General features: G+C 66.0%; 11 protein-coding genes and 2 pseudogenes. 10 read left to right on the top strand and 3 right to left on the bottom strand.

Features of this window, described 5'->3' with window-relative positions; translation table 11 throughout:
* Nucleotides 1-67: 67 nt before the first annotated feature.
* Together OKW26_RS12295 and OKW26_RS12290 are read left to right on the top strand one after the other, a co-directional pair.
* Nucleotides 68-1,565, top strand: a pseudogene (locus tag OKW26_RS12295) (DUF1800 domain-containing protein).
* A 5-nt stretch (nt 1,566-1,570) separates the two neighbouring features.
* Complete coding sequence (locus tag OKW26_RS12290) at nt 1,571-2,719, top strand: DUF1501 domain-containing protein (protein WP_429353777.1); 1,149 nt, start codon at nt 1,571-1,573, stop codon at nt 2,717-2,719.
* 221 nt (nt 2,720-2,940) lie between these two features.
* On the opposite strand, the gene OKW26_RS12285 is transcribed toward OKW26_RS12290, so the two are convergent.
* On the bottom strand, nt 2,941-3,504 hold the full coding sequence (locus OKW26_RS12285; RefSeq protein ID WP_429353776.1) for a flavin reductase: 564 nt from the start codon (nt 3,502-3,504) through the stop codon (nt 2,941-2,943).
* Nucleotides 3,505-3,552: 48 nt separating this feature from the next.
* On the bottom strand, nt 3,553-4,947 hold the full coding sequence (locus tag OKW26_RS12280) for an LLM class flavin-dependent oxidoreductase (protein WP_429353775.1): 1,395 nt from the start codon (nt 4,945-4,947) through the stop codon (nt 3,553-3,555).
* Between the two features lie 294 nt (nt 4,948-5,241).
* Between OKW26_RS12280 and OKW26_RS12275 the strand changes: the two genes are divergently transcribed.
* The 3 genes from OKW26_RS12275 to OKW26_RS12265 all read left to right on the top strand — a co-directional run bounded on the left by OKW26_RS12275 (nt 5,242) and on the right by OKW26_RS12265 (nt 6,470).
* Complete coding sequence (locus tag OKW26_RS12275; protein ID WP_429353774.1) at nt 5,242-5,532, top strand: nucleotidyltransferase family protein; 291 nt, start codon at nt 5,242-5,244, stop codon at nt 5,530-5,532.
* Nucleotides 5,533-5,684: 152 nt separating this feature from the next.
* On the top strand, nt 5,685-5,864 hold the full coding sequence (locus tag OKW26_RS12270) for a hypothetical protein (protein ID WP_429353773.1): 180 nt from the start codon (nt 5,685-5,687) through the stop codon (nt 5,862-5,864).
* A gap of 36 nt (nt 5,865-5,900) precedes the next feature.
* Nucleotides 5,901-6,470, top strand: coding sequence for a helix-turn-helix domain-containing protein (locus OKW26_RS12265; RefSeq protein WP_429353772.1), 570 nt, complete (start codon nt 5,901-5,903; stop codon nt 6,468-6,470).
* A gap of 18 nt (nt 6,471-6,488) precedes the next feature.
* Here the strand turns inward: OKW26_RS12265 and OKW26_RS12260 are convergent.
* Nucleotides 6,489-6,867 (bottom strand): annotated as a pseudogene (locus OKW26_RS12260) (BON domain-containing protein).
* A gap of 740 nt (nt 6,868-7,607) precedes the next feature.
* Here OKW26_RS12260 and OKW26_RS12255 point away from each other — a divergent pair.
* The 5 genes from OKW26_RS12255 to OKW26_RS12235 all read left to right on the top strand — a co-directional run bounded on the left by OKW26_RS12255 (nt 7,608) and on the right by OKW26_RS12235 (nt 12,457).
* Complete coding sequence (locus OKW26_RS12255; RefSeq protein WP_429354225.1) at nt 7,608-7,919, top strand: hypothetical protein; 312 nt, start codon at nt 7,608-7,610, stop codon at nt 7,917-7,919.
* Between the two features lie 67 nt (nt 7,920-7,986).
* Nucleotides 7,987-9,114, top strand: coding sequence for a VIT1/CCC1 transporter family protein (locus OKW26_RS12250; RefSeq protein ID WP_184060241.1), 1,128 nt, complete (start codon nt 7,987-7,989; stop codon nt 9,112-9,114).
* A gap of 259 nt (nt 9,115-9,373) precedes the next feature.
* Complete coding sequence (locus OKW26_RS12245) at nt 9,374-10,549, top strand: quaternary amine ABC transporter ATP-binding protein (protein WP_429353771.1); 1,176 nt, start codon at nt 9,374-9,376, stop codon at nt 10,547-10,549.
* Nucleotides 10,542-11,444, top strand: a complete 903-nt coding sequence (choW, locus tag OKW26_RS12240; protein ID WP_184046843.1) for a choline ABC transporter permease subunit — start codon at nt 10,542-10,544, stop codon at nt 11,442-11,444. Before OKW26_RS12245 ends, choW begins: the two co-directional genes overlap by 8 nt.
* Before the next feature lie 20 nt (nt 11,445-11,464).
* Nucleotides 11,465-12,457 (top strand): GlxA family transcriptional regulator, encoded by a 993-nt coding sequence (locus OKW26_RS12235; protein ID WP_187611347.1) that lies wholly within the window; start codon nt 11,465-11,467, stop codon nt 12,455-12,457.
* Nucleotides 12,458-12,479 lie beyond the last annotated feature (22 nt).

Raw genomic sequence — 12,479 nt, 5'->3', positions numbered from 1 at the left:
GGCGACGGATTTCAGCGTGTCGTCCGTTTAACGGACATGCAGGTGTCCTACCTGCCACGAGGATCGTATGGCCAACTCACCGAACCTGAATGCCGCGGCGATCGCACTGAACCGCTTCGGCCTCGGCGCGCGCGCCGACGACACGCCGCCCGCCGATCCGAAGGGCTGGCTGCTCGCGCAGTTCGAGCAATATCAGCCGCGGCCCGACGCGTGGGCGAACCAACCCGATTCGATCGCATTGTCGACGCAGCTCGTGCAGCAGCGCATGCAGATGGAGCAGCAGTCGAAACAGAAAGCGGGTGAGGAGACCAACCCGAGCCAGAATGCGAACCACACCGCAGCACCCAGCCAGACCGACGCGCAAGCCGCCAGGCAAGCCGAAAGAAAAGCACTGCGCGTCGAAATCCTCGACATGTACCGCTCGTCGGTCAATGCGCGCGTCGCAAGCGCGCTGACCACGCAGACGCCGTTCATCGAACGCCTCGTGCATTTCTGGGCGAATCACTTCGCGGTGTCGACCGAAAAGCCCGGCGTCGCGGCGCTCGCCGGGTCGTTCGAAGCGGAGGCGATTCGCCCGCACGTGCTCGGCCGTTTCGAGGACATGCTGGTGGCCGTCGAGCGTCATCCGGCCATGCAGCTATTCCTCGACCAGACCCGCTCGGTCGGTCCCCGACAGCATGGCCGCGCTGCGCGCCGCGCAGCGCAATCCGGACAACAAACGTGGACTCAACGAGAACCTCGCGCGCGAGATCATGGAGCTGCATACGCTCGGCGTGCGCAGCGGCTATAGCCAGGACGACGTGACCGAGTTCGCGCGTGCGCTGACCGGCTGGAGTCTCGTCGGCAATCCGGGGAACGGCGGCGCCAATGCGAACCGGCGCGCGCTGGAACAGAACGGCGAACCCGGCAGCTTCGTGTTTCGTCCCGCGCTGCACGAGCCCGGCTCGTGCACGATCATGGGACGCCGCTACGACGAAGCCGGCGAACAGCAGGCGCTCGCGATCCTGCACGACCTCGCGCACGCACCGGCCACCGCGCAGCATATCGGCACGAAGCTCGCGCGCCATTTCGTCGCCGACAATCCGCCACCTGGCGTCGGCGAACGTCTGGCCGATGCGTTCGCGCGCAGCGACGGCGATCTGCCGACCGTCTATCGCGCGTTGATCGATACGCCGCAAGCGTGGTCGCCGGCCGCGGTGAAGTTCAAGACGCCGTGGGAGTGGACCATCTCGTCGATGCGCGGACTCGGCTGGCACGAGCCCGGCAATCTGCAGAGCGCGCCGATCCTCACGCAGCTTGGCCAGCCGGTGTGGCGGCCCGGTTCACCCGCCGGCTACGACGATATCGCCGCGAGCTGGGCCGCGCCCGATGCGCTCGTGCGTCGCGTCGAAGTCGCGCAACGTTTCGCCGCGCGCGTGGGTGACCGGCTCGATGCGCGCTCGCTCGGCCAGACCTTGCTGGCTGGCTCGCTCAGCGAGCCGACGGCCACGGCGGTGTCGCGCGCGGAAAGCGCATCGACGGCGATCGCGCTGCTGCTCGTATCGCCCGATTTTCAACGGAGATGAACGCCATGCTGTCACGCCGTCAGTTTCTGAGCGTCGCCGCCGCCGGTGCCGGCGCACTGCTCGTGTCGCCGCGGATTGCGTTCGCGCATGTCGCGACCGACCGCCGCTTCGTGTTCGTGATCCAGCGTGGCGCGGCCGACGGGCTGAACATCGTCGTGCCGTACGCGGACCCCGCGTATGCGACGCTGCGCGGGCCGCTCGCGATCGATGCGTCGAACGCGCCGCATCTGGACGGCACGTTCGCGCTGCATCCGGCGCTCGCGCAGATGGCGAAGCTGTACGCGCAGCGCGAGGCGTTGTTCGTGCACGCGGTCGCCTCGCCGTATCGCGACCGCTCGCATTTCGACGGACAGAACGTGCTGGAAACCGGCGGCACGTCGCCGTATCAGACGAAGGACGGCTGGCTCAACCGGCTCGCCGCGCAACTGCCCGCCACCCGCGAAAACGCGATCGCGTTCGCGCCGACCGTGCCGATGGCGCTGCGCGGGCCCGCGGCGGTGACGTCGTATGCACCGTCGGCCTTGCCGCAGGCGCCCGATGATCTGCTCGCGCGCGTGTCGCAACTGTACGAGCAGGACGCGCAGCTGCGTGCGCTGTGGGAATCGGCGATGGCGGCGCGCGGCCTTGCGGGCGACGCTGGCGCGCGCCAGGACCCGGCGAGCCTCGGCAAGCTCGCGGCCAGTTTTCTGGCGCGCGACGACGGTCCGCGCATCGCGATGATCGAGACCGGCGGGTGGGACACGCACAGCGCGCAGAACGCGCGGCTCGCGAATCAACTGAAGGCACTCGACACGATGCTCGCGGCGTTGCGCGATGGCATGGGTTCATCGTGGAGCAAGACCACGGTGCTGGTCGCGACGGAGTTCGGCAGGACCGCCGCCGCGAACGGCACGGGCGGCACCGATCACGGCACCGGCTCGGTCGCGATGGTGGTGGGCGGGTCGGTGCAGGGCGGACGCGTGATTGCCGATTGGCCGGGCCTCGCGCCGCATCAGCTGTATCAGTCGCGCGACCTGAAGCCGACCGCCTCGCTCGATGCGTTGATCGCCGACACCGCGAGTGAAAGTCTCGGGCTCGATCCCGAACGGACGGCGGCAGCGCTGTTTGGCCGGACCATGGCGGGCAGACCGATGACGGGCGTCGTGCGGGCGTGACGCGTCGATCGCACAACGGCGTGCAATGACGATGGCACGCAGGCGTGATGGGCGATCGAGGATTCCGTGGGCGAGCGACCTGCGATCGCGGCGGACGGGGGTTCGCGTCGCATCGGCATGGCGAATCGCGTGAGCCGACGCTGACTGCTTTGCTCGACGCGTTGATCGTCGGTGCAGCGAGCGAAAGTATTGCGCTCGATCCGGAGCGCACCGCGGCCGCGCTATTCGGCCGGACGATCGCGGCCGGGCCGTTGGCGAGGCTGGGGCAGGGCAGGTGAAGCGGCGGGCGTCGCGTGAACCGAGCGCTCGCCGACGCGATGATAGCGGCGGCCGTAGTAGATCAGCGCATCGCCCGCGCCCTGCGTGCGCGCGGCTTTCACCGCGCAGAAGAACACCGTGTGCGTGCCGACTTCGGTCACCGACTCGATCTCGCAGTCGAGCGACGCGAGCGCGTCCTGCAACACCGGCGCGCCGGTTGCGAGGTCGTCCCATTGCGCGGCGGCGAAGCGCTCTTCGATCGCGAGCGCGCTCGTGGCGAAGTGCGCGGCAAGCGCCTGCTGCTCGGCGCTCAGCACGTTCACGCAGAGCTTGCCGTTGCTGCGAAACGCCGCGTTGTTGCGGCTGCTGCGGTTGATGCAAACGAGCAGGGTGGGCGGCTCGTCGGTGACGCCGCAGACCGCCGACGCGGTGCAGCCCGCAAGGCCGGCTTCGCCGTCGCTGGTAATGATGTTGACGGCCGCGCCAAGCCCGGCCATCGCGTCGCGGAACGTGCTCTTGTCAAGCATGGGGACCTCTGCTGGAAGTCGGGGTTCGCCAAAACAACGGTGGTCGAGTTAGCCGCGAGGCTCGTCGTCCGGCGCCGCCGCGCAAGCCGGCGAACGGAAGCGCGCCGCCGTGTGGCTCGCAGGCAGCCGCGCGTGGCCGAACAGCTTTTCGCGCAGCGTGCCGTCACGATACGCGCGCTTGTACGCGCCACGCTCCTGCAGCAGCGGCACGACCAGTTCGATGAAATCGTCGAAGCACTCGGGCACGACGGTGCGCGACAGATTGAAGCCATCGACGCCGGTTTGCTCGGTCCACGCGATCAGATCGTCGGCGATTTTGTCGGCCGAACCGACGAGCGGCTGCTGGCGGCTGCCGAGCACCATCTGTTCGAGCAGCTTGCGCTTCGTCCATTGCGGACCGGCCGCGCGCGTCATCGCTTCGACGTTCGACACGATCGCCTGGCTCTTGCCCGTTTCGATCGGCTCGTCGAGGTCGTAGCGCGCGAAGTCGATGCCAAGCGACGCGGCCGCATGCACCAGCGCCGCCTCCGAGCTCACATAGCGGCGGTACTCCTCGAATTTCTCCCGCGCTTCCTGATCGGTGCGGCCCGTGATCACGGTCTGGCCGAGCAGTACCTTGATGTCGTCGGCGCGGCGGCCGCCGGCCACCGCGTGCGCGCGGATGTCGTCGACGATCGTCTTGACCGCCGGCTTCGCCTGGCCGTTGACGAACACACACTCCGCGTGTGCCGCCGCGAACTGTTTGCCGCGCGCGGACGAACCGGCCTGATACAGCACCGGCGTGCGCTGCGGCGACGGCTCCGCGAGGTGCATCGCATCGACGCGGTACTGCTTGCCGTGGTGATGGATCACGTGGACTTTCGACGCGTCCGCATAGACGCCGCGCGCCTTGTCGCGCAGCACCGCGCCGTCTTCCCAGCTGCATTCCCACAGCTTGTACACGAGCTCCATGTACTCGTCAGCGAGATCGTAGCGGTCGTCGTGTGCCATCTGGCCGCTCAGGCCGATCGCGCGCGATGCGCTGTCCAGATAGCCGGTCACGATGTTCCAGCCGACCCGGCCGCGCGTCAGATGATCGAGCGTCGACATGCGGCGCGCGAACAGAAACGGCTGCTCGACCGACAGATTCGAGGTGACGCCGAACGACAGATGCCGCGTGAGCGCGGCCATCGCCGGAATCAGCAGCGTCGGATCGTTGACCGGCACCTGCACGGCGCCGCCGATTGCCGCGTCCGGGCTGCCGCCGTAGACGTCGTACACGCCGACCACGTCCGCGAAAAAGATGCCGTCGAACAGGCCCGCTTCGAGCTTGCGCGCGTAGTCGGTCCAGTACTGCAGATCCGTGTAGCGCGTGGACTGATCGCGCGGATGGGTCCACAGCCCTTGCTGGATGTGGCCTACGCAGTTCATGTCGAACGCGTTGAGAACGATTTCCTTCGGCATGGTGTGTTCCTGCTGACGAGCGGGTTCGGGCGATGGCGTGGTGTTTAATATAGTGGACGAAAAATCACTATGCAAGACATGGTTGGCTGGCTGTGCCGGTTGCGGTGGTCGTAGCGGCCTGAACTGGTCTGCGCTGATCCTGGCGCTGCTGCGTCAAAGGTAATCAGCCTGGCGTAGGCCGTGCCGGGGCAGCAAGCCCGCCAACGCAACCGGCATGGCACGGGAGGTGAAGGCATTGCGAGTCTCGACTCAATCGCTTATCGTCTCGATGAGTTTCGATAAGAAAGGATGCCCATGCGACCGTCCGTTGTTCTCGACATGAAGCGCAGCGTAGTGCGCGAAGCGACGAGTCGCTTCCGCGCAGCGAACCCGCGCGTGTTCGGCTCGGTGCTGCACGGCACCGACCGGGACGGCAGCGACCTCGATCTGCTGGTCGATGCGCTGCCAGGGGCGACGCTGTTCGACCTGGGGGGGTTGCAGGATGAACTGGAAGCGCTACTCGGCGTCCACGTCGATCTGCTGACCCCGGCCGACCTGTCGCAGAAGTTCCGGGCCAAGGTGCTTGCGCAGGCGCAGCCGGTATGAACGAGAACCGCTTGCCGGACTACCTCGACCACATGCAGCAAGCCGCAACCGATGCTTGCAGTGCAAACGGCGCTACCAGAGCTACTGAAACAACTGCCTGCTGCGTGCCAGGATGCCGAAGATGAAGACCGCAAGGACGATGGAATGAAGCAATGACCGAGCGGATGGAGTTAACGGAACTGAAGGCAACTATCTCGACCGCCGGCGGCAACGAACTCGTCAATGGGCACTGTCACGCCACGATGATCGGCTACCCCCGTGTCTCGACGCAGGATCAGAACCTTCCGTTGCAACAAGAGGCCTTCCAAAGCCGGTTGTCGGAAGGTCTTTGAGGATAATTCCCCCCACTTGCGCAACGACAACCCGCCATGTCCGAAACTTCCGCCATCGATCTGACCCAGGCGATCTCCGCGCGCGTGAAGACCGAGCGCGAGGCGCGCAACTGGTCGCTCGCCGAGCTGGCCGAGCGCTCGGGTGTATCGAAGGCGATGATCAGCAAGGTCGAGCGTGGCGAGGCGAGTCCGACCGCGATGGTGCTCGGGCGGCTGTCGGGCGCGTTCGGGCTGACGCTGTCCACGTTGCTCGCACTCGCCGAGCAGACCGGCGAGCGGCTCGTGCGTCATGCGGACCAGCCGCTGTGGGAGGACCCCGAAACCGGCTATACGCGGCGGCGTATTTCGCCGCCGACCGGCGGCGTGCTGGAACTGCTCGAAATCGAATTGCCGACTGGGGTGAGGGTGCCTTATCCGTCGGATGCGTTCGTGTTTCAGCATCAGCAGATCTGGGTCACGCAAGGGGTGCTGACGTTTCGCGAGGGCGCGCTCACGCACCGGCTCGAAGCGGGGGATTGTTTGCAACTCGGTGCGCCGGTCGAATGCGAGTTCTTCAATGCGGGCACCGAGGTGTGCAGATACGTGGTGGGGTTGGTGCGGCGCTGAGTTTCGTCCAGCTTGTGCTCAGCTCCCGCCACTCCCGCGGGATGGCAGGTTCAGGGTGAGTCTGTTGGTCACCGAGGCCACGCCCGGCACGCCTTTCGCAACATCGCCGGCCTGCTGGATCATGTCGCCCTGAGGCACCGAGCCGGTCAACGTCACCGCGCCGCCGCGCGCCCGCACGAACACGTTCGATACATTGAAGCCGCGGCGCTTTACCGAGCGCGCGCCGCACGTCGCGGCCGAGCTTGCGATCCGCCGCACGCGTCGACGGGGCGGTCGTGGCCGGCGCGGCTGCCGTGGCGGCGGGCGCCTGCGCGTCGCTCGCCTGGGCATAGGCGCTGGATGCGGTTGCCACGCACAATGCAATACCGAGCACCTTCAAAAGATTGACTGTTTTCACGGTTTCACCTCCTCGATAAGATGATGTCGCTTCGCTGCATGTTAGAAACGCCGCGCTTTGTCGAGCAGGTCTGGACTCTGGGAAGCGTCTGTCTTGTAGAGGAGTGGTGGTGTTGGCGCTTCCGGCGCGGTTAAAAGATACTCCTGACGGCGCGGACATGCCAAAAAACTGAATCGCGGAAGGAAGTGCGTGCGCCTTGATTCCAGCACGGTGAGACACAGGCACCGGCATACGACGCAGCGGACTATAAGCGCGGGCGTGCGGCGGCTAGTTTGTCCCAGAACGATGGAGGTAACGAAATACTCGAATCTCCTTCACCGCCATCTCCGCGGGAAAATTCGACGGACGGACCGAGATAACGGGGCAGCGAATACGGATTCAGCGAGTATCGCAGACCCGTTGACCAGAAAAGATCGGGGACAGGCGTGCTGAACGTGCGCTGTGCAAGCAGCTTTCCAGTCTTGGCATCGAATAGCCGGCCGACATATACGAAGCGACAGTCCGAGTAGATGATGAAATCGATCCGCGCCACTATTGTTCACGAGTCAATCTCAACAAAACCCGGAGAATTCTGAAAGCGAGGCCGCCGGGGGTCGTCCACGCTCCCGACCCGCATCCCGCTATTTGGCAGTAAGCTCCCGTTGACGGGTTCGCGTGGAGGCTGCGCGACCCGGCGTGTGGTTCACGATTCGCAGCCGCAATTCGTACGTTATTGCCAATTTTTTCAGGGGATATCAGTGATGAAAAGCTTCGCCATTAAACGAATCATGCTGGGCGTTTCGGCCGTCGCACTGATGGCCGGTACGATTCCGCTCGCGCTCGCGCAGGGCTCGACGGATGCCGCAGCCCAGGAAGGCGCGACGACGACCACCCCAAAGCCGACCAAGGCCGAGCGCAAGGCAGAGCGCAAACAGGCTCGCGCGAAAAAGAACGCCGAGTTGAAGAAACTCGAAGACGCGGGCTACCAGCCGGCGCAGAACGATCCGAACTATCCGGACAAGCTGCAGGCAGCCCAGAAGAAGGCCGGCGTTGGTGTGCCTGCCAGCCAGTAACGGACAGGCGGACGCCCGGCGTGGCATTCATCGTTGATGAGGCGCCGGGCAGTTGCGAGGCGCGATCATGGCAACGAAACATGAAGTGAAACGCTACAAGGCGAATCTCTCCGACGAACTGCACAGCGCCGCCCTCTATGAGACGCTCGCGCAGGTCGAGAAAGATGAGACCCGCAAGCAGGTCTATCAGGATCTCGCGCAATCCGAACACAGCCACGCGCAAGTGTGGGCCGACAAGCTCAGAGCCAATGGCATCGAACCCAAGGGCCGTGGCCATGCGGTCAAGACGCGTCTGATGAAGGGGCTCGTGCGCGTGTGCGGCGCGGACTTCGTGCTGCCGACGCTCGCCGCAGCCGAATACGCGGACCGCAACAAATATCAAGGCCAACGCGACGCGGGCCACATGTCGGCCGACGAACATCATCACGCGGCCGTGGTGCAGACGCTCGCGAGCACCGGCAATGCCAACCTGTCGTCCGGCGCGCGCATTGCCGCGGCCGAGTCGTGGCACAAGGGCGCCGCGTCGGGCAACGATCTGCGCGCGGCGGTTCTCGGCGCGAACGATGGCCTCGTGTCCAACTTCTGCCTGATCATGGGCGTCGCCGGCGCGGGCACCGGCAACAAGGCGATCCTGTTGACCGGCCTCGCCGGGCTGATCGCCGGTGCCTGTTCGATGGCGCTCGGCGAATGGCTGTCGGTCACCAATGCGCGCGAACTCGCGAGCACGCAGATCGCCAAGGAAGCCGAGGAGATCGAAGAACAGCCCGAAGCGGAGGAGCACGAACTCGCGCTGATCTACCGCGCGAAAGGGCTCGACGCGAGCGAGGCGAAACGCGTGGCCTCGCAGATGATGCGCGACAAGGACAAGGCGCTCGACACCCTCACGCGCGAGGAGCTCGGTCTCGATCCGGCGGAACTGGGCGGCAATCCGTGGTCGGCGGCGGGTGTGTCGTTCTGCTTGTTCTCGCTCGGCGCGATTTTCCCGGTGATGCCGTTCCTGTGGACGCGCGGCGTCAGCGCAATCGTGCAGTGCGTCGTGCTGAGCATGCTGGCGCTCGCGTCGATCGGCGTGTTCACGTCGTTGTTCAATGGACGCAGCGCGGGGTTTTCGGCGCTGCGCCAGATCGTCATCGGGCTCATCGCGGCAGGGTTCACGTTCGGCGTCGGGCGCTTGCTGGGCGTGTCGATTTCCTGAACCCGGCGCCTCTCAGGCGCCTCGCGCTCGCCGCCGTCCGGGAGCGCCGCTTGCTATGTCGCGACACGCTCCGCGCGCGGGCCAACCCGCGTCAATCCTTTCTCCCACAAGGGTTTGCTCGCCGCGCCGAGCGTCCACGGCATGGCCGGGTGTCGCATTTCCTCATGTGGTTGTCGGAATTAGTCGGTTAGCCGCACTTTTTTCTGGCAACTATGTAGGCACAGCGCGGACGGACGTCCGCAAGCGAGGAGAGCACTCGATGAATTCCCCCAAGGTCGTGGTCGAAGGGCTGTGCAAGGTGTTCGGCAGCAACCCGAAACAGGCGCTCGCGATGCTGGCCGGCGGCGCCACGAAAGAAGAGGTGTTTGCCCGCACCGGTCAGATCGTCGGCGTCCACAACGCGTCGTTCGAGGTTCGCGAGGGCGAGATCTTCGTGCTGATGGGCCTGTCCGGCTCGGGCAAGTCGACGCTGATTCGCCTGATCAATCGGCTCGTCGAGCCCAGCGCCGGCAAGGTGCTGATCGACGGCCGCGATGTCGCGGGCGTGCCGCGCGCCGAGCTGACCGCGTTGCGCCGCAAGGACATGAGCATGGTGTTCCAGTCCTTCGCGCTGATGCCGCAGCGCAGCGTGCTGGCCAACGCCGCGTTCGGGCTTGAGGTGGCGGGCGTCGGCCGTAAGGAGCGCGAGGCGCGGGCGCTGACGGTGCTCGAACAGGTCGGCCTTGCACCGTTCGCGCAGAAACTGCCGGCCGAGTTGTCGGGCGGCATGCAGCAGCGCGTCGGGCTCGCGCGCGCGCTCGCGGTCAACCCGTCGCTGATGATCATGGACGAGGCGTTCTCCGCGCTCGATCCGCTCAAGCGCAAGGAGATGCAGAACGTGCTGCTCGATCTGCAACGCGAGCAGCAGCGCACGATCCTGTTCGTGTCGCACGATCTGGAGGAGGCGATGCGCATCGGCACGCGCATCGCGATCATGGAAGGCGGCCGTGTCGTGCAGATCGGCACGCCGCGCGAAATCATCAAGAATCCGGCCGACGACTACGTGCGAGCGTTCTTCGAAGGCATCGACACGAGCCGCTATCTGACGGCCGGAGATCTGATGCAGACCGACGACGTGCCGCTGATGCACGCGCCGCAGATCGACGCGTCGAGCGTCGCCGCGACGCTCGACGGCAGCGCCGACTACGCGTTCGTGCTCGATAGCGAGCGCCGGATTCGCGGCTTCGTGTGCCGCGATGCGACGGGCAGCGCGTCGCCGCAGCTCAACCAGATCGAATGCATCCGCCGCAGCGCGCCGCTCGACGACGTGGTCGCGCGCGTGGTGGCGAGCCGCGCGCCGCTGCCGGTCGTCGAAGCGGACGGTTCCTACTGCGGTTCGGTCAACAAGACGAACGTGCTGAACGTTCTCACGCGCCATCGAGGTTCTCATGTCTGAAGTCATTCCAGTTGGCGCGTGGGTCGATCACGGCGTTCACTACCTGCTCGATCACGACGCGCAGACCTTCGACACGATCGGCAAGGTCATCGAGAGTTTCGCCGCGGCGGTCGAGCACGGTTTGCAGGCCGTGCCGATGTGGGCGCTGATGGCGTTTTTCGTCGGCATCGGCTTGTGGCGCGTCGGCTGGCGCTTCGCGCTGTTCACGCTGGCGGCGCTGCTGCTGATCTACGGCACCGGCTTCTGGGATCAGATGGTGATCACGCTCGGCCTCACGCTGTCATCGACGGTGATCAGTCTCGTGCTCGGCGTGCCGCTCGGCATCTGGATGGCGAAGAGCCGCGCCGTCGAAATGATCGTGCGCCCGGTGCTCGATCTGATGCAGACGATGCCCGCGTTCGTCTACCTGATCCCGGCCGCGATGCTGTTCGGTCTCGGCCGCGTGCCGGGCATCCTGTCGACGGTGATCTTCGCGATGCCGCCCGCGGTGCGTCTGACCGCGCTCGGCATCAAGCACGTGAATCGCGAAATCGTCGAAGCGGGACAGGCGTTCGGCTGCACGCCGTGGCAACTGCTGTACAAGGTGCAGTTTCCGAACGCGCTGCCGTCGATCATGACCGGCGTGAACCAGACCATCATGATGGCGCTGTCGATGGTGATCATCGCGTCGATGGTCGGTGCGGGCGGCCTCGGTAACGACGTGCTCGCGAGCATCCAGCGGCTCGATATCGGACTCGGCTTCGAAAGCGGGATGTCGGTCGTGATGCTGGCGATCATTCTGGACCGCATCACCGAGAGCTTCGGCCGGGCGCCGGGCAAGGTACGCGCGCCCCTGTTCGCCGGTTTGCGCAATGCGATGAAAGTGCGCCGCGAGCCGGCGGCGCAACACGGTTGATGGCCTGATTCGATACGTCCATGAAGCGCGACGCAATCGCCTCCGCCGAAGCCGATGCGCGGCTGTGCGCCGTCGCGCACGTCGGCTTCCTGACGCTGCCGAACTTCTCGATGATCGCGTTCACGAGCGCGGTCGAGGTGCTGCGCATGGCGAACTACGTGGGCCGCGCGCAGCACTACCGGTGGTCCGTGATCACGCCGGACGGCGAACCGGCGCGCGCGAGCAACGGCATCACGGTGAAACCGACCACCACGCTCGCCGAGGCCGGCATGCCGGACCTGCTGTTCGTGTGCGCGGGCTGGCACGTGCGCGAGTATGTGAACGACGCGGTAATCGCGCTGCTGCGCGAGGCGGCCGCGCACCGCGTGCCGCTCGGCGGCATCTGCACGGGTCCGTATGCGCTGCTCGCGGCCGGGCTGCTCGACGGCTATCGCGCGACCGTGCATTGGGAGGACATGTCGCCGTTGCACCAGCGCTATCCGCATGTGCATTTCGACGACGAACTGTTCGTGATCGACCGCGACCGGCTGACCTGCACCGGCGGAACCGCGCCGCTCGATCTGATGCTGCATCTGGTGGGCATGCGGCTGGGGGCCTCGGTGGCCGCGCAGGTGTCCGAGCAATTCATCGTCGAGCGGATTCGCGGCTCGACCGATTACCAGCACATTCCGGTCGACGCGCGGGTCGGCCTGTCGCGCACCGAACTGATCGAAGTGGTGCGGCTGATGGAAGCGAACATCGAGGAGCCGCTATCGCTCGATGAACTCGCCCGGCTCGTCAACCTGTCGCAGCGTCATTTGCAACGGATGTTCAAGCTATTCCTGAACGTGTCGCCGACGCATTACTACCTGAGCTTGCGGCTGCGCCGCGCGCGCGATCTGCTGCGCAATACCGATGCGTCGATCGCGCGCGTGACCACGGTGTGCGGTTTTCATTCTCCGTGTCATTTCAGCAAGGCCTATCGCGCGCAGTTCGGACATGCGCCGAGCGTCGAGCGGCGCATGCCGGAGTAGCGGGTGCCGCGGCCTCGCATGC

Origin of the sequence: Paraburkholderia sp. 32, from assembly GCF_050435345.1 — a bacterium.
In the GTDB taxonomy this organism is placed as follows: Bacteria; Pseudomonadota; Gammaproteobacteria; order Burkholderiales; family Burkholderiaceae; genus Paraburkholderia; species Paraburkholderia tuberum.
Note: the sequence above shows the minus strand (reverse complement) of the source record. Positions and strands in the feature narration are given on the sequence as shown.